Origin of the sequence: Pedobacter yulinensis (genome assembly GCF_003029735.1) — a bacterium.
In the GTDB taxonomy this organism is placed as follows: Bacteria; Bacteroidota; Bacteroidia; order Sphingobacteriales; family Sphingobacteriaceae; genus Pedobacter; species Pedobacter yulinensis.
Map to the genome: position 1 here is coordinate 1,534,168 of NZ_KZ686268.1, position 22,783 is coordinate 1,556,950.

At 50.4% G+C, this 22,783-nt stretch carries 18 protein-coding genes; 8 read left to right on the top strand and 10 right to left on the bottom strand.

What is annotated here, in order from left to right; translation table 11 throughout:
- Nucleotides 1-301 precede the first annotated feature (301 nt).
- From C7T94_RS06780 to C7T94_RS06805, 6 genes are all read left to right on the top strand, one after another.
- Nucleotides 302-1,552, top strand: a complete 1,251-nt coding sequence (locus tag C7T94_RS06780) for an alkaline phosphatase family protein (protein WP_107214504.1) — start codon at nucleotides 302-304, stop codon at nucleotides 1,550-1,552.
- 38 nt (nucleotides 1,553-1,590) lie between these two features.
- Nucleotides 1,591-2,142 (top strand): RNA polymerase sigma factor, encoded by a 552-nt coding sequence (locus C7T94_RS06785; protein ID WP_107214505.1) that lies wholly within the window; start codon nucleotides 1,591-1,593, stop codon nucleotides 2,140-2,142.
- Between the two features lie 83 nt (nucleotides 2,143-2,225).
- Nucleotides 2,226-3,281, top strand: a complete 1,056-nt coding sequence (locus C7T94_RS06790; protein ID WP_107214506.1) for a FecR family protein — start codon at nucleotides 2,226-2,228, stop codon at nucleotides 3,279-3,281.
- Nucleotides 3,282-3,449: 168 nt separating this feature from the next.
- Entirely contained in the window at nucleotides 3,450-6,737 is a 3,288-nt protein-coding gene (locus tag C7T94_RS06795; protein WP_239494947.1) for a SusC/RagA family TonB-linked outer membrane protein, read from the top strand.
- Nucleotides 6,738-6,761: 24 nt separating this feature from the next.
- Nucleotides 6,762-8,294, top strand: coding sequence for a SusD/RagB family nutrient-binding outer membrane lipoprotein (locus tag C7T94_RS06800; RefSeq protein ID WP_107214507.1), 1,533 nt, complete (start codon nucleotides 6,762-6,764; stop codon nucleotides 8,292-8,294).
- A gap of 87 nt (nucleotides 8,295-8,381) precedes the next feature.
- Nucleotides 8,382-9,926: a S10 family peptidase gene (locus C7T94_RS06805; RefSeq protein ID WP_107214508.1), complete on the top strand. Its 1,545-nt coding sequence runs from the start codon at nucleotides 8,382-8,384 to the stop codon at nucleotides 9,924-9,926.
- A 77-nt stretch (nucleotides 9,927-10,003) separates the two neighbouring features.
- On the opposite strand, the gene C7T94_RS06810 is transcribed toward C7T94_RS06805, so the two are convergent.
- The 10 genes from C7T94_RS06810 to C7T94_RS06855 form a co-directional block, all read right to left on the bottom strand.
- A complete protein-coding gene (locus tag C7T94_RS06810; protein WP_107214509.1) occupies nucleotides 10,004-10,876 on the bottom strand; it encodes a sugar phosphate isomerase/epimerase family protein in 873 nt (290 codons plus the stop codon).
- Between the two features lie 24 nt (nucleotides 10,877-10,900).
- Complete coding sequence (locus tag C7T94_RS06815) at nucleotides 10,901-11,782, bottom strand: hydroxypyruvate isomerase family protein (protein ID WP_239494948.1); 882 nt, start codon at nucleotides 11,780-11,782, stop codon at nucleotides 10,901-10,903.
- 8 nt (nucleotides 11,783-11,790) lie between these two features.
- The gene (locus C7T94_RS06820) at nucleotides 11,791-13,026 is read right to left on the bottom strand and encodes a nucleoside permease (protein ID WP_107214511.1); all 1,236 of its coding nucleotides are present in this window, start codon (nucleotides 13,024-13,026) and stop codon (nucleotides 11,791-11,793) included.
- Between the two features lie 76 nt (nucleotides 13,027-13,102).
- Entirely contained in the window at nucleotides 13,103-13,777 is a 675-nt protein-coding gene (locus tag C7T94_RS06825) for a 3-keto-disaccharide hydrolase (RefSeq protein ID WP_107214512.1), read from the bottom strand.
- A 60-nt stretch (nucleotides 13,778-13,837) separates the two neighbouring features.
- Entirely contained in the window at nucleotides 13,838-15,295 is a 1,458-nt protein-coding gene (locus tag C7T94_RS06830) for a Gfo/Idh/MocA family oxidoreductase (RefSeq protein WP_107214513.1), read from the bottom strand.
- Nucleotides 15,296-15,329: 34 nt separating this feature from the next.
- Nucleotides 15,330-15,755, bottom strand: coding sequence for a c-type cytochrome (locus tag C7T94_RS06835; protein ID WP_107214514.1), 426 nt, complete (start codon nucleotides 15,753-15,755; stop codon nucleotides 15,330-15,332).
- A gap of 33 nt (nucleotides 15,756-15,788) precedes the next feature.
- Nucleotides 15,789-16,841, bottom strand: a complete 1,053-nt coding sequence (locus tag C7T94_RS06840) for a sugar phosphate isomerase/epimerase family protein (RefSeq protein WP_107214515.1) — start codon at nucleotides 16,839-16,841, stop codon at nucleotides 15,789-15,791.
- Between the two features lie 3 nt (nucleotides 16,842-16,844).
- Nucleotides 16,845-18,002 (bottom strand): Gfo/Idh/MocA family protein, encoded by a 1,158-nt coding sequence (locus C7T94_RS06845; RefSeq protein WP_107214516.1) that lies wholly within the window; start codon nucleotides 18,000-18,002, stop codon nucleotides 16,845-16,847.
- Nucleotides 18,003-18,064: 62 nt separating this feature from the next.
- Nucleotides 18,065-19,765 carry a GMC oxidoreductase gene (locus C7T94_RS06850; RefSeq protein WP_107214517.1) on the bottom strand — a complete coding sequence of 567 codons (1,701 nt, stop codon included), beginning with the start codon at nucleotides 19,763-19,765 and terminating at the stop codon, nucleotides 18,065-18,067.
- Between the two features lie 19 nt (nucleotides 19,766-19,784).
- On the bottom strand, nucleotides 19,785-20,405 hold the full coding sequence (locus tag C7T94_RS06855) for a gluconate 2-dehydrogenase subunit 3 family protein (RefSeq protein ID WP_107214518.1): 621 nt from the start codon (nucleotides 20,403-20,405) through the stop codon (nucleotides 19,785-19,787).
- Nucleotides 20,406-20,938: 533 nt separating this feature from the next.
- On the opposite strand from C7T94_RS06855, the gene C7T94_RS06860 reads away from it, so the two are divergent.
- Together C7T94_RS06860 and C7T94_RS06865 are read left to right on the top strand one after the other, a co-directional pair.
- Nucleotides 20,939-21,886, top strand: a complete 948-nt coding sequence (locus C7T94_RS06860) for an NAD-dependent epimerase/dehydratase family protein (RefSeq protein ID WP_107214720.1) — start codon at nucleotides 20,939-20,941, stop codon at nucleotides 21,884-21,886.
- A gap of 33 nt (nucleotides 21,887-21,919) precedes the next feature.
- Nucleotides 21,920-22,645, top strand: a complete 726-nt coding sequence (locus C7T94_RS06865) for a YebC/PmpR family DNA-binding transcriptional regulator (protein ID WP_107214519.1) — start codon at nucleotides 21,920-21,922, stop codon at nucleotides 22,643-22,645.
- The last annotated feature ends 138 nt before the right edge of the window (nucleotides 22,646-22,783 follow it).

The window sequence follows — 22,783 nt, forward strand, 5'->3', positions numbered from 1 at the left end:
AAAGTTGCAGCGCATTCCCGGTCTTTATACCAGCCGCGCCACGCAATCGACCAACGGGCAAAAACTCCGGACAAACGGGTTTTATCACTCCATCTTTTTTTAAGTTATTGATTACCAATTGTTTATTTGTGTTTGTGGTCGCTAATTTTTCGGATCGGCAACGTTATTTATTGCGTTCCTGACCGCATTGGCTTGTTTTGAACGAAATATTTAGGTGGTATTCGCATATAAATAAAAAGACTTTACGGGCTCCTTGCCTGCCCCGGCATTCTGAACAGAATTGCCTAATTTTGCTGTATTCATGAAAAACTATGTATTGATGGCTTTGGTGTGTATACACCTGGGCGCAGTGGCACAGCAGGGGCAGGAGATCAGGCTAACCGGGCGCAGCAACAGTGCGGCTGCCATGCAGCAGCCTTACGTGATTCTCATTTCAGCCGACGGGTTCAGGTGGGACTTTGCTGAGCAATTCGGCGCCACCAATCTTCTCAAACTGCGGCAACAGGGGGTGCAGGCCCGGTACTTGCGCCCCGGCTTTCCCAGCCTGACGTTTCCAAACCATTACAGCATCGTAACCGGCCTTTACCCCTCGGGCCATGGCATTGTAGATAACAATTTCTTTGACCCCGCCCTGCAGCGCAGGTATGCCATGAACAACAAGAAGGCCGTGCAGGACGGCATTTTTTATGGCGGGGTACCGCTGTGGACGCTGGCAGAGCAACAGCAGATGCTTGCCGCCAGTTATTTCTGGGTAGGGTCTGAAGCACCCATAGGCGGATCATTCCAGACTTACCGTTTTCCTTATACCGAGCATGCCCCGATCGGCGAGCGCATTGCGGGGGTTAAAGCCTGGCTGCAGTTGCCGGATGCCGAACGGCCGCACCTCATCACGTTCTATATGCCGGAAGTAGATCATGCCGCCCACAGCCACGGCGTTGCTGCTGCCGAGACAGGGGCGGCGGTAAAATTCGTCGATGATGCCATCGGGCAACTCGTTCAGGCCATAGCGCCGCTTGGATTGCCGGTTAATTTTATTTTTGTATCCGATCATGGCATGACGGAAGTGCGGACCGATAAGTGGCTGTCTCTACCACCTTCGGTCGACACCGCAAAATTCGTGGTCGCGGCGGGCGATGTGGTGATCCACCTGTATGCAAAAAATCACGATGATATTGCGCCCGCCTACCGCAAACTGAAGAAAGAAGCCCGGCACTTTCGTGTGTACCGGGCAGAAGAGGTTCCCACCCGGTGGCATTACGCAAAAAAAGATGACCGCTATGGCCGGATCGGTGATCTCATCCTGGTGGCTGAACGGCCTTATGTATTTAACCTGTCGGCGAAAAAACTAACGCCTGGCAAACATGGGTACGATCCCGCCCTTCGCGATATGCGGGGCGTTTTTTACGCCTGGGGACCGGCGTTCAGACCAAACAGAACCATCCGTGGGTTCGATAACATTCATATTTACCCGCTTGTGGCGCGAATTCTTGGACTCAGGATTACACAAGCGGTAGACGGACGGGCCGAAGTGCTGGAAGGCCTGCTTCGTTGAAGCCGCTTTGTGGTAACAATTTGTTAATATTGTGAGGGATGGAAAATAAATTAAAGCATCATTTGCTCTGGGAGCGCATGCGCAACGGCGACCGGGATGCTTTTTTTGACCTTTACAAAGAGCTGTATTATCCGCTTGTTAACTTTGGCATCCGTACAAGCGGCGATGCAGACCGCTCTGCAGAAGCTACAGACCATGTCTTTACTACGATATGGGAGAAGCATGAAGGACTTAGCCGCGTAGACAATGTGGAAGCTTACCTGCGCACTTTCCTGAAGCGCCGGCTGCTGCGTATGCTCGAGCGTAAACGGCGCGTGCACGAAGCGCTCTTTCGTGCCGGTGCTGAAGGAGAGTGGACCGAACTGAGCTATGAGGAATTTATCGTGATCGTTCAGACCGATGAATTGCTTCGTTACAAGCTGAAAACTGCACTCGAGGGACTGACCTTCAGACAAAAGCAGCTCATACACCTCAAATTTTTTGAAGGACTGAGTTATGAACAGATTGCTGCGCAAACCCAACAGTCAGTGAAAACCGCTTACAACACGATCTACGATGCGTTGAAGGTGCTTCGCAAGGCACTCAGGTAGGGATCCCTGCCAGGGTTAAAAAAAAATAAAAAAATCTTTAGGAAAAAGTTAAGGTTACGGGCACTGGTAATAAAAAGAGCACGATGACCGACCGCAGTAACTTTCAGGCCGAAGACTTCCTGATAGACAATAGTTTCCAGCTATATTGTTCAGGCAAAGATCCGGCATGTGTAACTTACTGGGAAAAGTGGATCGCGGCACACCCGGAAAAGGCCGGCGCGGTGGCAGAGGCGCGCAGGTTGTACACGATCTTAAGCGGAAACAAACAGCCGCTTGAGGTCAGCTTGCAGCGGTTTAGGAATAGTGTGTCCAGGTCTGAGCAAGTAAGGCGTACACCTTTTAGCCTGGCGCGCTGGGTTGCTGCTGCAGCCATTCTGCTTATTGCCGGGTTCCTGGCCATCTTCCTGAGCCGCAAACCCGGGCCCGGCGCAGACGAAACCGCTTACCGGAGCGTTTTTGCGACAAAGAAAGGTGAAAAAAAACGCATCACGCTTCAGGATGGAAGTCTCGTGGTCCTGAATGCCGAGAGCCGTATCGAATTGCTGCCCGGGTTTAATAATGACCAGCGAAAACTGCGGTTGGTGGGCGAAGCATACTTCGAAGTGGCACACGACAGTAAAAAGCCGTTTCGCGTGCAGACAGCAGATTTTGATATCCGCGTACTGGGCACGGTTTTTAATGTCAAGGCTTATCCTGACGAACGTTTTTCAGAAGCTACGCTCATCAGGGGCTCGATCAGCATGCAGCCAATACACATTAAAAGCGGCAGCATAACGCTCAAACCCAGCCAAAAAGTAACCATTTTCCGCGAGGAGAGAAAGAAAAGGGGTGGCTTGCAGGCTGCTAAAACTTCTGAGATTACCATTAACCACTATACCCGGGTTAAAGACAGCAGTATCGTTGAAACGGCCTGGGTACGCAACCGGCTGGAAATTTACGATCAGCGCTTCGAAGACATCAGCCGAACGCTGGAACGCTGGTACGATGTGAAAATCAAATTCCGCGATCCGGATCTGAAAGACTATCATTTTACGGCAACCATAGGCAATGAAGACCTGCGGCAGGTTCTTGATGCATTAAAAAAGGTGGAAAAGTTCGATTATGAAATAAAAGGAGAAAAAGTATTCATTTCAAAATAAGAAAGGACGGTGTTGGCGCACCGCCCAATCAATTTTTTTGATCTGATCATTGGCAGTCTTGCGCAAACATGGATCTGCCAATTTTTTACGCAACCAAAAAACAAAAATATGATTAATTATTACTTATTCAAAAAACGCCCTCTCAGACAGAAGGTTTTGAAACTGATTATGCTCATCAAACTCACTTGTGTCATTGTGTTTCTCAGCTGCTTTCACGTTTCGGCAGCTGTCTTTTCGCAAGATAAGATATCACTCGACCTGAAAAACACAAAGCTTTCGAAAGTTCTGAAGATCATTGAAAAGCAAAGCATTTATCACTTTGTGTACAGCTCTACCTATGTGCCGGTCGATAAAGACATTACGCTGAAGGTAGACCAGACCCCCATTACCGATGTACTGGCTACCATACTGAAAAACACCAATTTAGGCTATGCTGTATCTGATGGCGGGCTCATCGTCATAACCCGTGCAGACCTCATTACCCGCGATGTGGTGGTGAAGGGATCGGTAAGGGATGCGACAGGGCAACCGCTTGCAGGTGCAAGCATCCTTGTAAAGGGTTCCCGGCAAGGTACTTCGGCCGATGCCTCGGGCAGTTTCAGCCTGTCTGTTCCCGAAAACGCAACACTGGTTATTTCCTATGCCGGTTACATGAGCAGGGAAATTGTGGTGGGCAGCCAGCGCACGCTGAGCATCGTACTGGAAGAAGATCCACAGCAGCTCGGCGAAGTGGTTGTCACGGCATTGGGTATCAAAAAAGAAAAACGGTCACTGGGTTATTCAGTAACAGAGGTCAATGGCAGCGACCTGAACCAGGCACGCGAGTTGAATGTAGCCAATTCTTTGGTGGGTAAAGTTGCGGGCCTGAACGTAAACTCGGTCTCGGGTGGTCCCGGCGCCTCGACGAATATCCTGATCCGCGGCAACGCGAGCCTGAGCGGAGATAACCAGCCGCTCTTTGTGGTAAACGGCATTCCGATCAATAACGTACGCAGCGGTAATACCGGCGGTCAATATGACAATTCGCCTGATATGGGCGATGGGATATCGAACATCAGTCCTGATGATATCGAATCGATGTCGGTACTGAAAGGCGCCGCGGCAGCCGCGCTTTATGGCTCGCGGGCCAAAAACGGGGTTATCCTCATCACCACGAAAAGCGGAGCCAAAGGCGCCGGCCAAATTGAATTTAACAGCAACTATGTCTCAGAGCAGATCATGGACCTGACCAACTGGCAATATGTGTATGGCAATGGCGCCAATGGCGTAAAGCCGACAACTGCCGCTGCCGCATTTAATGCCGGCAATGCCAGTTACGGAGCCAGGCTGGATGGCAGCAGTGTGGTACAGTTTGATGGGGTAGCCCGCCCGTATGTAGCGCAAAAGGACAACATGGAGAATTTCTACCGCGAGGGAGGAACTTTTACCAATACACTTTCCTTCAGCAAAGGCTTTGACGGTGGCTCTGTACGTTTTTCTGCCAGCAATCTGGACAACCATTCGGTCGTACCAAACTCCGGTTTGAAACGCCAGAACTTTAATTTTGCCGGTAACTTTAACGCAAGCCCCAGGGTCACGATCGATGCGCGGGTCAATTATGTGATCGACAAAGCCGAAAACCGGCCCGTGCTGGCAGATGGCGCAGGAAATGCCAATTTCCAGGTCATGTTTCTGCCAAGCAGTCTTGATGTCAATACCCTGAAACCAGGTACCCGCCCTGACGGCTCGGAACTCCTGTTTACAAACAACAACTACGCAACTAATCCCTGGTTTGCGACCGATAAGTTCGTTAACAATACCGACCGCAACCGCCTGATCGCATCAGCCAGTGCGCGTTATACGTTCGAGAACGGGCTTTTCGGACAGATCAGGATGGGGCAGGACATTTACAAGGACCGTTACACAGGTGTTGTTCCGAACGGAGCCGGTTATTATGCACAAGCACCCTGGAACATCCAGGAGCGGTTTGCTACGGTTTCTGAATGGAATGCCGATGTGTTGATCGGTAAAACGTTCAAAGCAGGCAATGACCTGACCATTACCCCCAATGTAGGCGCCAACCTGCGCAAGTCGCGCGCCGAAACCAACACAGAATTTGGTACTGGCTTCCTGGTTCCCTATGTCTATAACATCATGAATGCGGCCAGCAAAAGCATCACCTATACCGACCTTAAACAAGAAGTGCAATCGGTTTACGGTACCGTTGAGCTGAACTATAAAGGTTACCTGTACCTCAACGCAAGTGGCAGGAACGATTGGTTCTCGGCGCTGGCCCCCTCTTCAGAACTGGGCATTTTTTATCCGGCAGTAAGCGGCTCGTTTGTATTTTCAGAGCTGGCTCAGCCTTCCTGGCTTTCGTTTGGGAAACTGCGGGCCGGTTATGCGCGGGTTGGCTCGGGTGTTGACCCTTACCAAACCCTGCTCAATTACGGCCTGTTCAGTCCGCAGCTGAATGGTAAACCCCTTGGCAATATTGTAAACGTTGCCATTCCGAACAGCGCCCTCCGGCCATCTGAAGCGTCTGAGCTCGAGATCGGTACTGAACTGCGTTTTCTTAAAGACCGCATCAGCCTGGATCTGGCCTGGTACAATAAAAAATCCAGGAATGAAATTGTGGCGGCGCCGGCTTCTATTACCTCAGGTTATACCGGCGTTTACCTCAACATCGGGGAAATTGAGAACAAGGGTGTAGAAATGTTGCTGACCGGTCAGCCGGTTAAGTCGGCAGGTTTGACCTGGACTTCCTCGTTTAATGCGTCTCTGAATAACAATAAAGTGCTGACCCTGGCGGCAGGACAGTCGCAGCTTGCTGTAGCCATCTCCCGTACCGGTAATGGTTTCACACGGAATATCGTCGGTTTACCATCAAACCAGATTATGGCCTTTGATTACAAGTATGATGCGTCGGGAAACATTGTGCGCGATGCCAGCGGTATTCCCGTACAGGGCGAACTGGTGCCTTATGGCTCGGCATACCACAAATACACCGCCGGGTGGAACAATGAATTCAGCTATCATAATTTTAACCTGGCGTTCCTGATCGATGGCAAATTTGGCGGCAAGATCTTCTCTGCCACCGATTATTACGGCTATTTCAATGGCCTGCATCAGGCAACCCTCGAAGGCAGGGAATCCGGATTCGGGCCCTCTGGCGCAACCAATGCCAATACTTATTACAGCACGATGGTGCAACGCGTTTCAAGTATGCTCGTGCAGGATGCCAGCTTTATCAAATTCAGGCAGGTCGTGCTGGGCTACAACTTCCCGGCTAAATATTTCAACAACCACATTAAAGGGCTCAACCTGAGTTTCGTAGCAAGGAACCTGTTTATTCTGATGAAGAAAACTGAGAACATCGATCCGGAGTCCAGTTATGCAGGCATTACCCAGGGACTTGAGCTGGGCGGCGTACCGCCGGTCAGAACCTTTGGTTTTAACCTCAATGTAAAGTTTTAATTATTGACCCCACAAGAGAAATTCATGAAAACGATCTATAGATTCTTAGCGGTGGCATTGAGCACAAGCCTCTTCCTGTCTGCCTGCACCAAAGATTTTGCAAAATTAAATACAGATCCCGTATCATACGGGCCAGGAAATTTCGATCCGAATTACCTGCTTACTACATCTCAGCTTACCTATACCGGCAGTTTCGATTTCAGTTATGAAACCTGGCGTTCCAACCTGATCTATTGTTCCACGATGGTGCAGGGACTGTCTACCGTGATCGGTTATTGGGCCGGCGACAAGTACCTGCTGAATGCGGACTACACCGCTTCGTACTGGGCAGTTGCCTACCCTGAGCAGGTAAAGCCAGTGGTAGACCTTGTTAAACTGACCGAGGGCAAAGAGCAGTATGCGAACCTGCACCAGATTGCCCGCATTATGCGTGCCCTGATCCTGCAGCGCATTTCTGACATCTATGGTGATGTACCTTATTCAGAAGCCGGACTGGGATACTATGGCAAAACTTATTTTCCGAAATATGATAAACAGGAAGCCATATACAAAGACATCCTGAACGAATATGAAGACGCCGCAAACAAACTTGATCCGGCTAAAGACAAGCCCAGCGGCGATGCTTACCTGGGCGGCGATATCGCCAAATGGAAGCGCTTTGGGTATACCCTGATGCTCAGGGCAGCCATGCGCCTAAGCAAAGCCGACGAGAATACAGCCAAAGCATACGTGGCGAAGGCCATCGGGAAAACCATGACCAGCAATGCAGACAATGCCCTGCTGGCGCATGACGCAAGCGGCGGCCGGCCAACAGTAAACAGGAATGCACAGGTGCTGCTAGGCAGCCCCGAGGCTGACAATGTCAAGTGGTCAAGGACCTTTATTGATCTGCTGAAAAACACGAATGATCCACGGCTTTCGGTAATTGCGCGCGTTGGCAGCAACACCGCAGCGGCAGCGCAGAAAGGCATGCCAAATGGCTATGACCTGAGCGGTGTTGCCGGAAGAGATATTTCGAGCGCTCCGGGATACACGACGATAGCCGATTATTCCAGACCGGCCGAAGCCATGCTGCGCCTCAATACCCCGACATTTATTCTTACCTACGGGGAGTCAGAACTGCTGCTGGCCGATGCGGCCCAACGCTGGGGCATTGCGGGCAGCGCCGCTGCGCATTATAAAGCTGGTGTTGTTGCCGCCATTACTTACCTAAGCCAGTATGGCCTGACCGCGGTCAGTGAAACGGCTGCCGCTGCTTACGTTGATGCGAACATTCCCTATAACCCGGCCACGGGTCTGAACCAGATTAATACGCAGTATTGGATGTTGACAAACACCATGTTCGATTTCTACGAATCGTGGTCAAACTGGAGGCGCAGCGGGTTTCCGGCGCTGACTCCGGTAAATTATGTGGGTAATGTAACACAGGGAACTATTCCGAGGCGCTTTCCCTACCCGCAATCTGAGGCCAATACCAACCCCGACAACTACAACCCTGCCAGGAACAGCGTTCCCGGAGGAGACAACCTGACCGGAAGGGTCTGGTGGGATAAGTAATAAACCTGTTATGAACAGACAGAAACCCGGCATAAATTTGCCGGGTTTTTTGTTTTTTCGATCTTTAAAGTCCCAAACCTGACGATTATGAAGAAACGTATGATAAGTCTGGCATTAGCCTGTCTTTCCCTGGCTGCGGTAGCACAGGAAAGTAACCCGAAAGCCGCCGGCACACCGTCTGCAGCTGCGGCGCAGAAAGGTAAAGAAGCCAGCCCAGGCCGAACCATTGTAACCGAAAGTGCGACCGAGACCCGCCATACGGTCAACATCAACGGCAAGAGCGTGCCTTATAAAGCAACTGCCGGAACACTGCCCGTTTGGGACGAAGACGGAAAACCGATTGCCGGAATTTTTTATACCTATTACGAGCGTTCTGACGTGCAAAACCGTGATAAGCGTCCGCTGGTTATTTCTTTCAACGGTGGTCCCGGCTCGGCGTCTGTATGGATGCATATTGCCTACACCGGACCGGTTGTTCTAAAGATTGACGATGAGGGTTATCCCGTTCAGCCCTACGGATACAAAGAAAACCCTTATTCCATTCTGGATGTGGCCGATATCGTTTACATTGATCCGGTCAATACCGGATACAGCCGTGCTGTCTCAAAAGATATACCCGGAAGCAAATTTTTCGGCGTGCGTGCCGATATTAAATACCTCGCTGAATGGCTCAATACCTTCGTAACCAGAACCAACCGCTGGGCCTCGCCAAAATTCCTGATCGGAGAGAGTTATGGAACAACGCGTGTCAGTGGCCTGGCGCTTGAACTGCAGAACTCACAGTGGATGTACCTGAACGGCGTGATCCTGGTATCGCCCACTGAACTGGGCATTGAGCGCGGCGGCCCGGTCGATGCAGCACTGCGCTGGCCTTATTTCGCAGCGGCGGCCTGGTATCACAAAGCGCTCCCGGCAGACCTTCAGCAGAAAGACCTGACCGCCATGCTGCCGGAGGTGGAAGAGTTTACCATGAACGAGCTGATCCCCGCCATTTCGCGCGGCAGCACACTTGACGACGCCCGCAAAAAGGCCATCGCAGCGAAAATGTCGCGCTACTCAGGCCTGTCTGAAAAAGTGATCCTGCAGAATAACCTGGTGGTTTCAACAAACCTGTTCTGGAAAGAACTGTTGCGTGAGCGGGGCTTTACGATCGGCCGGCTCGATTCCCGCTACCTGGGCATAGACCGGCAGGATGCCGGCGACCGGCCTGATTACAACGCGGAACTGACCTCATGGCTGCATTCGTTTACCCCGGCCATTAACATGTATTTGCGCAACGAACTCAATTATAAAACGGATCTTAAATACAATATGTTCGGTTCTGTGCATCCATGGGACAATACGGGCGACAATACCGGGGAGAACCTGCGACAGGCCATGGCCCAGAACCCCTATCTGCACGTATTGGTGCAATCTGGTTACTATGATGGCGCCTGTGATTATTTTAATGCCAAATACAACCTGTGGCAGCTCGATGCATCGGGCAGGCTTAAAGACCGCCTGAGCTGGGAAGGTTACCGCAGCGGCCACATGATGTACCTGCGCAAAGAGGACCTGAAAAAAGGCAATGAGAACATCCGCACCTTTATTCTGAAAGCATTACCGAAGGAAGGTCAGGCTGCAAAATTTTAGCGCCAGCTTTCCCAGCAGGATCAATAAAAAGCCCCCTTTGGTACAGAACCAAAGGGGGCTTTTTAGTTTACAGCTTGTTAAATCAGGTTTTTGTTAATGTAATCAAAGCTTACTTTGATTGAGTCCAGCTCGTTTGGCCGGTAATTGCTTTCCTGTTCTACGAAGAAGTGCTCGAGGCCTGATTGCCGGGCCTTCGCGAAAATCTCTTTGAAATCAATATCTCCATTGCCGATCTCGGTATTATTTTCCGGTTTCAGTTTGTCCATGTCTTTCACGTGCCACATCACGAAACGGCCAGGGTGTGCCCCAAACAATTTTGTAGGGTGGTTGCCAGACCGTACTGCCCAGTACAGGTCGAGTTCAAATTTGACCAGTTTTGGGTCAGTGTTTTTCAGCATGATCTCGTAACCGGTGGTGTCGCCATGTTTGTGAAATTCGAAATCATGGTTGTGATAGGCAAGACCGAGTCCCGAAGCTTTCGCCATTTCGCCGGCCTGGTTGAATTTCTCTGAAATCTTTTTGTAGTCATCGGCCGATTTTCGCACCTGTTCGCCCAGCCAGGCAACGGTTACGTAACTCGCACCCAGGGTTTTCATTGCTTCGATGTTTGCCTTCAGCTCATCTGTGTTCCCTGTTTCAATAAAACTGTCTACGCCCATGTGCCCGCTTGCCGCATGCAGCCCGTTGTCCCGAAGCAATGTTTTGAAATCTTTGGCAGGCATGCCCCAAAAACCTGTTTTCAGATCGAAACCATACGTTTCAACCTCTTTGTAACCTGCAGCGCCGACCCTTGCAATCACGCCTTTTACATCTTTCGGCAACTGGTCGCGAAGTGTGTACAATTGCAGGCCGACGGGTTTGCGCGCAGTGCCGCAGGCAAAGGAAGGAAGCAGCAGAGCCGCGGCTCCGGCTACGCCGGCTTGTTTCATAAATGTTCTCCTGGTACTCATATCATCGTTTTTTAATAGGGATCTCTACACATCGCAAATGCGGATGGCCTGCTGCAGCGAAGCCAGCTTGTCTTTTGCTGCGGGAATAAACTCCTGTGCTACGTAACCCTTGAACCCCGTGGCAACAATTGCCCGCATAATGGCCGGGTAATTAAGCTCCTGGTTTTCGTCGATTTCGTGCCGGCCGGGTACGCCGGCTGTATGGTAATGGCCAATGTACCTGTGGTGTTTGCGAATGGTTGCGATCACATCGCCCTCATCTACCTGCATGTGGTAAATGTCGTACAGCAGTTTGAAGTTTTCTGATCCAAGCCGTTTGGCCAGTTCAACGCCCCATGCTGTGTGGTGACACTGGTAATCAGGATGGTCTACGCGGCTGTTCAATAGTTCCATCACGAGCACCACCCCATGCTTTTCTGCCAGCGGCAGCACTTGTTTCAAGCCGGTTACGCAGTTCTGCCAGCCTTCTTCATCGGTTTTTCCGCGTGTATTGCCGCTGAAACAGATCAGGTTCTTATAACCTGCTGCCGCCACTTTCGGAATCATGTCACTGTAGTTTTTGATGAGCACCGGATGAAACTTCGGGTCGTTCCAGCCATCTACCAGGTTGATCTCCGCGCCATTGCACATGGACGAGTCAAGTCCGTGCTTTTTCAGGATCGGCCAGTCTTTGGGGCCTGCAAGGTCGATTGCTTTGAGGCCGATCTTCTTGCCCTCGGTACAAAGCGTGTCAAGGTCAAGGTCTCCGTAACACCAGCGGCATACGGAATGATGAATATTTCCTTTCAAGGTGGTTCTGTTTTGTGGTTCTGCTGCAAGTACGGATACTTGCGAAAGCGGACCGATCGCCATGGCTCCTACAGTGAGTTGCCTGACAACGGTCCGCCTGCTAATGCCCTTTTTCACTTGCGGGTCTAAATGGTTGCGGGAATTTCTTTCTCTTTCTTATCGTTGAAGAGAACCGCGAACAGCAAAAATACAACCGCTGCAATACCGGCCGGAATCAGCCAGACCATTTGCCATTGAACGGAATCGCCGGTTTTGTAAGTATCTGTGATCATTCCTGCTACTTCAAAACCGATCAGCATGCCCACACCGTAGGTAGCCAGCGTGATCAGACCCTGTGCAGAACTTTTATAGCGATCGCCCGCTTTGGAGTTTGTATAGATCTGTCCGGAGACGAAGAAAAAGTCGTAACAGATACCGTGCAATGCAATACCCAGCAGCAGCATAAAGGCCAGGTCACCCGCGTTTCCATAAGCAAAAAGCACATAACGCACTGCCCAGGCCAGCATGCCGACAAGAATCGTTTTTTTGAAGCCATAGCGTTTAAAAAATACGGGGATCAGCAGCAGGAATGCTGCTTCTGAGATCTGGCCGATAGCCATTTTACCTGTGGGATTGTCAACGCCAATGGTAGCCAGGAACAAACCTGCATTCTGGTAGTAAAATGCCAGTGGAATACAGATCAGGATGGCAGAAATAAAGAATATTGCAAAGTTTTTATCTTTAAGCAACTTCAGGGCGTCGAGGCCCAGCAGTTCGCCGACTTTTACTTTTTCGCCTTTAACAGCTTTCGGTGGTGTAGCAGGAAGTGCAAAACTGAACAAACCCAGCACGGCCGATGCGATACCTGCCAGCAGGAAGGTATTCTTCAGCATGCCTGCCTGAATATTTTCTGCAGAATCCCAGTGGAAAAGGAAACTGATAGACAGTCCGGCAATGATCCAGCCAATGGTTCCGAACACCCTGATGTTTGAAAACTCTTTTTCGGGATCTTTCATCTGGTTAAATGATACCGAATTAACCAGGGCCAGGGTAGGCATATACAGGATCATATACACCAGTACATATGGGTAAAACACGCTCACATCCGTAGCCTGGTACATCTGGTACATCAGGAATGCGCCTGCCAGGTGCAGAATGCCCAGGATCTTCTCTGCATTGAAATAGCGGTCGGCAATCAGCCCGATAATAAAGGGAGCAATAATGGCGCCCCACGATTGTGTCGAAAATACGGTTGCACTCTCAGATCCCGTTGCCTTCAGGTTGTTGGCCAGGAACGTTCCGAGGGTAACAAACCATGCTCCCCAGATAAAGAACTCGAGGAACATCATAAAGGACAGTTTGAAACGTGTAGAAGAATTCATTTGGTTTGTAGAGTTAGGTTCTAAAAATAAAAAAAATGGACAACAATTGTTGCCCATTTTCTCAAAACTTATCTGCTTAAAGCTCTTTGATCATGATGTTGCGGTACCAGACTTTATCGCCGTGGTCCTGCAGTGCGATCTTTCCGCTTTTGTATGCACCGAAGCCTTCCCATTTGGCAAACTTGCTCCCAGCAATCAGCGCTTTCCAGTTGTCGTCCCACATGGTGGTCTTTACCAGGCTTTTGCCGTTCAGTTTCAGCTCGAGCTTGCCGTTTTTAGCAATGATCTCTGCCAGGTTCCATTCACCGACCGGTTTGGTAGCTCTTGAGCTGCTTTTGATCAGGTCGTACAGGTCGCCGGAATTGTGTTTGTTGATCTTGCCGTCGGGGTGCTTGTCATCGTCAAGCACCTGCATTTCAGGACCGGTCGAATAGGTAGCATGGAATTTCGGATCTTCGTGAACGAAGAAGATAATACCGCTGTTTGCGCCCTCCGCAACTTTCCACTCCAGTTTAAGGTGAAAGTTGCTGTATTCCTTGTCAGTAACCAGATCGCCGCGGCCCTCTTTAGTGGCGGGGTTCATCATCAGCGCCCCGTTATCGATCTGCCATGCACTGCCTGCGGCAGATTTGTTGTAAGTGTGCCAGCCGGTGGTAGTTTTTCCGTCGAAGAGGGACTTGAAGCCCTTCTGTGCTTGCGCACCATACGTGGTAGCCAGCAGGAGTGCGGCTACTACAAAAGATTTTTTCATATCGTTTTTTCTTGAAAGGCCGGCTGCATAAAGGTTTTAGCTGATGCAGCCGGCAAGGTATTACAATTTCAGATCGTTCCAGCCTTGTCTGTATTCGCGTTTCACGAATTGGTTGGCCGAATCCAGGTTCGTTACTTTCATGTTGTCATTGTCCCACAGCAATTTCACATAACGGCCAGGATAGCTGTCTTTGCCGTTTTTGGTTTCTTTGATGTCAAAACCGCGTATGGCGAGGTTGGCCATTAACAGGGCTTCTGTAAGCGGACCTGCAATTTCAAATGGCGAGCTCACTTCCTGTTTGCCATAGCCGGCAATGGCCGCTTCCACCCACTGTGCATAGTGTCCGTCGGCTCCGCCGGGTACACGTTTAAATTTCTGCGGAACTTTGATGTCCTTATTCCGGCTAAGAGGAAGCAATTTCGGATTCGCGCTATAGGTTTCGGCCATCATTTTTCCTTTGGTTCCAATAAAGAGGGTTCCGTTACCGCCGTCGCCGAAGGTCTCGTTTGCCTGCAATTCTTCAGGACGCTCGGGCTGAATACCTCCGTCCATCCAGTGAACGGTAACTTCGCCTTTAGTTTTGTTGGTTTTTGGGAATTTAAGGGTTACGTGGCTTGACGGCGGACAGCTTTCAGGGAAATAGCCGCGTTTGAACTCGTCAACATATACCGAACCAACGCTGGCTTCAACTTCGCTGGCGTATTTCAGGTTAAGTACGCTGAAAGGTGCTTCAAGCAGGTGACAGCCCATATCGCCCAGGGCGCCGGTGCCGTAGTCCCACCATCCCCGCCAGTTGAACGGTACCAGTTTATCGACATAATCTTTGTAAGGAGCGGTACCCAGCCACAGATCCCAGTCAAGCTCGGCAGGAACCTGGCCTTTGGTGGTTGGCCATGGAATACCCTGTGGCCATACCGGCCGGTTTGTCCAGGCGTAAACGGTATGTACATCGCCGATCAGGCCGGCATCATACCATTCCTTCATCTGGCGCGGGCCGTCGTTCGACGCACCCTGGTTGCCCATCTGCGTAACTACTTTGTATTTTTTTGCCGCTGCAGTCAGGATACGGGCTTCGTAAATGTCGTGCGTAAGAGGTTTTTGCACATAAACGTGTTTGCCGAGTTGCATGGCTGCCAATGCCTGAATGGCGTGGTTGTGGTCAGGAGTTGATACAGAAACTGCATCAAAGTTTTTGTGCTCCTTGTCCATCATTTCCCTGAAATCTTTGTAGAATTTTGCTTTCGGGAAGTTTTTTACGCTGTTCGCAGCACGACGGGTATCTACGTCGCAGAGAAAAGCGATGTCAGCCTTGCCGCTTTTTGCAAACATGGCAATGTCAGACTGTCCTTTGCCGCCGGCACCGATACCTGCAACAAGCAGCTTATCGCTGGGGGCCAGGAAACCGGGACCGCCCAGTACATGGCGGGGTACGATCATAAATGCGGCCGCCGCTACTGCTGTAGTTTTGAGGAAGTCGCGCCGGCCCGTTGGATTGGCCTTTTGTGGTTCTTTTTCCATGATTCTTTTGGTTATAATATGGTTTTTTTGGGTGTTATTTTTTCAGGGACAGGATGTACCTGACCATCTCTTTGGCATCGTCCTGGCTCACGGTCGGGTGCGGAGTCATGGGCACTTCGCCCCAAACGCCTTTTCCGCCTTTGATGATTTTGCCTGCCAGATCGTCGATATTCTTGTCGGTCGCTTCATATTTGGCCGCAACGTCCTGATAAGATGGCCCGATTACTTTTTGCGTTTTGTTGTGGCAGCCGATACAGTCTGATTTAGCGATCAGTTTTTCGCCCGGCATGTTCGCGCCTGAAGAGGCGGCAGCGCTGCCCGAAGTGGTCGACGTATCTGTTGTTGCCTCGGTTTGTTCTTCCTGACCGATTGCCGTGGTCTGTTCCTTTTTCTCTCCGCCACCACAGGCATAAAGGGTAATGGCGGCCATGGATACAAGTGTGAAAATCGTTTTTTTCATGTGTTGTTGGAATTTGTGGTCTCCTGCTTACGTCTAGAGACCGAGTACTTTGCGGTTGAATTCGTCGTCGCCGCCTGAAGCTGCAAAGTCGTCAAACGCACGTTCGGTTACTTTAATGATGTTCTTTTTTATAAACTCGGCGCCTTCGCGTGCACCGACATTTGCGTCTTTAATGCTGCATTCCCATTCCATAACCGCCCAGCCCTGGTAATCGTATTGGGCCAGTTTGCTGAATATGGTTTTAAAGTCAACCTGTCCGTCACCGGGAGAGCGGTAGCGTCCGGCCCGGTTTGCCCAGTTCTGGTAGCCGCCGAACGTTCCCTGGCGGCCCGTTGGATTAAACTCCGAATCTTTTACATGGAAAGCCCTAATGCGCTCGTGGTAAAGATCGATATACTGGATGTAATCCAGCTGCTGCAGCACAAAATGCGAAGGATCGTAAAGCAGGCAGGCACGGGGATGCTGGTCCACTTCATCCAGGAACATTTCATAGGTTTGCCCGTCAAAAAGATCTTCGCCGGGGTGAATTTCGTAACATACGTCAACACCCGATTCATCGAAGGCGTTGAGGATCGGCATCCAGCGTTTCCCCAGTTCCCGGAAACCTTCTTCGACCAGGCCTGCAGGACGCTGCGGCCAGGGGTGAAAAAACTGCCACAACAGGGAGCCACTAAAAGTGGCATGCGCTTTAAGACCCAGGTTCTCAGAGGCCTTAGCGGCATACTTCATTTGTTGAACAGCCCATTTCTGACGCTCAACCGGGTTTTTATGCAGGTTTTTGGGTGCAAAGGCATCAAACATGTCGTCGTATGCAGGATGAACTGCAACAAGTTGCCCCTGCAGGTGCGTGGAAAGCTCAGAGATTTCCAGCCCGAAAGCAGCCACCCGGCCTTTGAGTTCGTCAGCATAGGTTTTGCTTTCAGCCGCCAGCTGAAGGTTAATGAAACGTTCGTCCAGGGTAGGCATCTGGATGCCTTTGAAACCCAGTTCGGCAGCCCAGCTGCAAATTCCTTCCAGTGAGTTGAAAGGTGCGGTGTCGCCAATAAATTGTGCCAGGAATACGGCAGGTCCTTTAATTGTTGTCATCGCTTAAATTTTGTGGTCATACCATTTCTGGTCCGAACTGTTGGAGGCGACGACATTGTCTATGAATGCCATGCCACGGATTCCGTCTTCGACTGAAGGAAAATCAAGCATTTCTTCGGTCGGGGTGTTGCCGGCAGCTTTCGCCTGAAGCGTCAGGGCAAAATTGCGGTAAATGTTGGCAAAGGCTTCCAGGTAACCCTCTGGGTGCCCGCCCGGTACGCGAAGGTTGTGTTTCGCAATGTCTGAAAGGTATGGCTGGCCTGCACGGTAAACCTGTGCCGGTTCGTCCAGCCACTTGATAAGCAGGGTATTCGGCTCCATCTGGTGCCATTCAAGGCCGCCGTTTTCACCATAGACTTTAATTTTTAGTGCGTTTTCTTCGCCTGCGGCAATTTGTGTTGCAACCAGCACGCCGCTGGCGCCATTATCAAATTTCAACAGGACGTTGCCGTCATCGTCAAGCGCGCGTCCTGGCACGACGATATTCAGGTCTGCGCAAACCTGTGTGATCTTCAGACCTGTAATGTATTCTGAAAGGTGGGCGGCATGTGTGCCGATGTCGCCCATTGAGCCGCTTTTGCCGCTTTTAGCGGGATCGGTGCGCCAGGCGGCCTGTGCGTTGCCTTCACGTTCGCTGAGCCGGCTCAGCCAGCCCTGAGGGTACTCGACCATTACCTTGCGGATCTTGCCGAATTTTCCCTCTTTCACCATTTGCCGGGCTTGTTTCACCATGGGGTAACCTGAGTAGGTGTGCGTGAGGCAAAGGGTAAGCCCGGTCTCCTCAACCTTTTGTTTCAGCTGTTTGGCTTGCTCGAGGTTCAGGGTGATCGGTTTTTCAATCACTACGTTAAAGCCGTGATCGAGCGCCATCATAGCGGGCTCAAAGTGTGCAAAGTTAGGCGTAACGATGGTTACGAAATCCATGCGCTCGGCTGCGGGCCGTGCGCTTTCTTTTTCAAAAAGTTCCTGGTACGTTGTGTAAATGCGGTCTGCAGGAAGGTAGAGTTCCTCACCAGACTCTCTGGCAATGTCGGCATGGGCGCTCAGCGCACCGCAGCAGAATTCGATCTGGCCATCTATGTTGGCGGCAATGCGGTGAACGGCGCCAATAAAGGCGTCTTTGCCACCACCGATCATGCCCATTCTGATTTTTCTTCTCATAAGTATAAAAGGAAAGGCAAACAGCTTGTGGCCCTTTGCCTTTCCGAAAAGCGCTTTAAAGCTTAAACATTCATTTTCTTAAGTTCGTTCACCGCATGATCTGCTGCACGTGCAGTCAGGGCCATGAAAGTAAGCGACGGGTTCTGGCAGGCAATAGAAGGCATACATGATCCGTCAGTTACATAAACGTTCTGAACTTCGTGCATGCGGTTCCATTTATCAAGGACAGAAGTTTTCGGATCTTTACCCATGCGTGCGGTTCCCATTTCATGGATCGCCATACCTGGGAAAGAACCATTGTCGTAGGTCTTGATGTTTTTAACACCTGCAGCCTCGAGCATTTCTGCCGCATCGTCCATCATGGCTTTGCGCATTTTGGTTTCGTTATCCTTAAACTCAGCGTCGATCGCCAGGACATACTGACCCCATTTGTCTTTTTTCGATTTGTCGATATAGACGCGGTTTTCGTAGTAAGGGAGGGTCTCACCGAATCCACCCAGACCCATGGTCCAGATTCCGGGAGTCGTCATCTGGTCCTTGAAGTCGCCCCCGAATGCCAGCTCGGCAACATCTTTGTGCCAGCCGCCGCGGCTTCCGCCGCCCTGGTAACCGAAGCCGCGAAGGAAATCGCGCTTGTCGCTGCCAATGTTTTGATAACGTGGTACATATACACCGTTCGCCCTGCGGCCATAGGTATACTTGTTTTCAAAGCCTTCCACCTCGCCCGATGCACCGCAGCGGAAATGGTGGTCCATCAGGTTGTGACCCAATTGGCCACTGCCGTTGCCCAGTCCTTCAGGATGCTCGTTCGAAGTTGAATTAAGCAGCAGGAAGGTGGTGCCCAGGGTAGAGCCGTTCAGGAAAAGCACCTTAGAGAAAAACTCCATGGTGTCGTTGGTTTCGGCATCGATCACCCGTACGCCTTTTGCTTTCCGGGTTTCCTTGTCATAAATGACCTCGGTTACGATAGAGAAAGGACGGAGCGTCAGATTTCCGGTTGCTACGGCAGCCGGCAGGGTAGAGGACTGCGTGCTGAAATAGGCGCCGAACGGACAGCCGCGGCTGCACAGGTTGCGGTACTGGCAGTTGCCCCTGCCGTTGTGCGGCTTGGTCAGGTTGGCTACACGGCCTATGGTAATGATGCGTTGTTTTTTATAGTGTTCTTCTACCCGTTTTTTAACTGATTTTTCCACGCAGTTCAGCTCCATCGGAGGCAGGAATTGGCCATCGGGAAAATGCGGGAAGTTTTCGGCCTGCCCGCTTATACCGGCAAATTTTTCAACATAATCATACCATGGCGCAATGTCTTTGTAACGGATGGGCCAGTCGGCACCGTGACCGTCTTTTGCATTGTCTTCAAAGTTCAAATCGCTCAGGCGGTAGCTCTGGCGTCCCCACATTAGCGATTTGCCGCCAACATGAAAGCCCCTGTACCAGTCGAAACGTTTAACTTCGGTGTATGGGCATTCCAGGTCGTTAACCCAGAATTTTTCGTTGAACTCAGAATACGGGTAATCACGTTTCTGCACAGGGTGAGAGGCCACCTGCTCCTGGGTTAGCCAGCCGCGGTGCTGGAACTCCCAGGGTTTTTTCATAGCCGTATCGTAATCTTTTATATGTTCGATATTGCGGCCACGCTCAAGTAAAAGTACCTTCAATCCTTTTTCGGTCAGCTCTTTTGCTGCCCAGCCGCCGCTGATGCCTGAACCCACTACGATGGCATCGTAGGTGTTCTCAGCTGTTGCTTTGATATTTAAATTCATATGTTTTGTTCGTTTGTGGTTATACCCAGAGTTTTTGACCAGGTTTCATGTCAGTGCAGCCATCGTAGCGGCCAGGGATATCGACATAAGCAAAGGCCTTGGTGGCGCCCAGTTCAGAAGTTCTGAAGCCGAGAATGGTCAGATCGCGCAACATGGCAAAGAAATAAGATTTCTTTTCTTTTTCTTTCTTCGATGCGTTGTCTCCGCTGGTTTTCTCCTTTTCAGCCTTTTCCTTGTCGGCAGCCATGGTTTTTACCGTCTCGTCGCGAACCTCCGAGAGGATTTTGTTTCTTTCGGAGGTGCCAAGCTCAACGAATTTTTTGTTATGTGCCTTTTCTGCGCGTTTGTCTATGTCATTCAGACCGTCAACGAAAACTTTCTGGGCCTCCGCAGGGAAACAATCTTTGATCATCATGGCCACAAACGGGCCTACGCCTGCTTCTTTTGCACCCGGACTCGACGTTTTAGGCAGAATGACGTCGACCATCTCTGTGATCAGCGCCTGGTGATCGGCCGAGATGAGCTTATCCGAATCTTTGGAAGGCGCGTTACAGCTGTCAAAAATGACGCTGAGGGTTGTAGCCGAAAGGGCGCCGCCCATCAGAATGGCTACATTTTTTAATGCTTCTCTCCTGTGCATTTTGTTGTTTATTTGTTGGTACTCGTTATAACTGTTGCTCCACCGTGCAGCTGGCGCCGCATTTTGGGGAAGTAATGATAATTAATAATACCGAAGAGTGTGTAAATTATACGCTAAGTATCCTTGCTGAAACAGGATTGTTACGATTCTGGACAAGTTCTGTTTGGCCTGATAAATGGTTTTAGAATCGTCTTTTCCGACTTTTCTGCTGGCTCTCCGGTTTTATTCGTTTGCTAAATGTAACAAGAAAACGCCTCATAGTGCAAATAATTATCTGCAAATAAGATGTACTTTTTTTATTACAGCCTGCTGCGGCCTGAACGTCCCGCCCCGTACCCGTTTTCGACCAAATAAACTTTGAAACAACAGGCCGCCTGCATTCGCTTTTTTTTCTGTAAGACCGGAATCCCGGATGATTCAACATGACTAAGCACCTGGCCCTGAAGTTGCGAGCCTGCATTTCAGTTAAGAAAAATAAAACTCCTTACCTGCATAATGGCCAAATTTATACCTTTGCTCAAATTCAGATATACATGCAGGAAACTATACTTGTTCTTGGCTCAAACGGCCAGATCGGTACCGAGCTGGTGCATACACTGCGAAAGGCCCACGGCGAAAGCAACGTGGTCGCCTGTGACATTCGCCGGCCCGACTACGACATCAAAAACGCCGGACCATTCGAGTTCGTTAATGTCTTGGAAAAAGATACGCTTGCCGATCTTTTTGCACGTTATAAACCTACGCAGGTTTACCTGCTGGCCGCGCTGCTTTCTGCAACCGGCGAGCAAAACCCCAAGCTGGCCTGGGATCTCAATATGAACGGCCTGTTAAATATCCTTGACCTGGCCCTTACTTACAAAACCGCTAAAGTATACTGGCCCAGTTCGATCGCTGCCTTCGGTCTCAATTCACCGAAACAGCATACGCCCCAGTTTTGTATCATGGACCCAAATACGGTTTACGGCATCAGTAAACTGGCCGGCGAGCGTTGGTGTGAATATTACCACCAGCGTTACGGGCTTGATGTACGCAGCATACGTTATCCCGGCCTGATCAGCTGGAAAGCTGCCCCGGGCGGCGGAACAACCGATTATGCGATCCATATTTTTCACGACGCGCTGAAAAAAGGAACGTACAATTGTTTTCTCAACGCAGAAACCGAGTTGCCAATGATGTATATGGACGATGCCATTCGCGGTACCATCGAATTAATGGAAGCCCCCGCAGAACAGATCAGCATCCGTTCCAGTTACAACCTGACCGGTTTCAGTTTTACTCCCGAGGTTCTCGCTGCCGAAATTAAGAACCATATACCGGGCTTCAGCCTGCAGTATACGGAAAGCGACCCCCGGCAGGCTATTGCAGACAGCTGGCCGAAATCAATCGACGATAGTGTTGCCAGCAAAGACTGGGGCTGGAAACCTGAGTTCGACCTGGCGAAAATGACAACAGACATGCTGCGCAACCTGACAAAAAGCTAACTACGATATCAACCAAATCCAGATCATAAGAAGATGGGAAGAGCATTCGAATTCCGGAAGGAAAGAAAATTTAAACGCTGGGCGAAAATGGCCGTACAATTTACGCGCCTTGGTAAGGAGATCGCTATCGCTGTAAAAGACGGCGGCCCGAGTCCCGAATCAAACTCCAGGCTGCGTACCGCCATTCAAAATGCAAAGGCGGTCAACATGCCAAAAGACCGGGTAGACGCAGCCATCAAACGCGCATCGAGTAAAGACGAAAAGGGCTATGAGGAGCATGTATACGAGGGTTATGCCATGCACGGCGTGGCCATCCTGATCGAAACCGCTACAGACAATACAAACCGTACCGTTGCCAACGTGCGCAGCTATTTCAACAAGACCGGCGGCACGCTGGGAAAAACCGGTTCGTTGGATTTTATATTCAACCGCAAGTCCGTTTTCCGTTTTAACCCGGGCGAGATGGATCTGGAAGAACTGGAGTTCGAACTAATCGACGCGGGGCTTGAAGAGCTGTATGTCGAGTCTGATGAAGAGGGAAACGATGTAGCCGTGGTGCAGACTGCTTTTGAGGATTTCGGAAAAATGCAGAAAACCCTTGAAGAAAAAGGCATTGAACTGACCAGCGCAAAACTGGAGCGGATCGCGCTTTCGACAACCGAAGTAAGTGAAGAACAGGCGGCCGATGTTTTCAAACTCATCGATAAACTGGAAGAGGATGATGATGTTCAGGCGGTATATAACAACATGGCCGGATAGCCCGCCCATACTAACATATGAAGCCCTGGCCTGTGCCGGGGCTTTCTCGTTTTAATACCGTTAAGGTTGTATTAAATTACAATTGAACTACTTTGGTTTTTGGTTTAAATCGTTATCTTGCAAGCAGTCAATGTATTT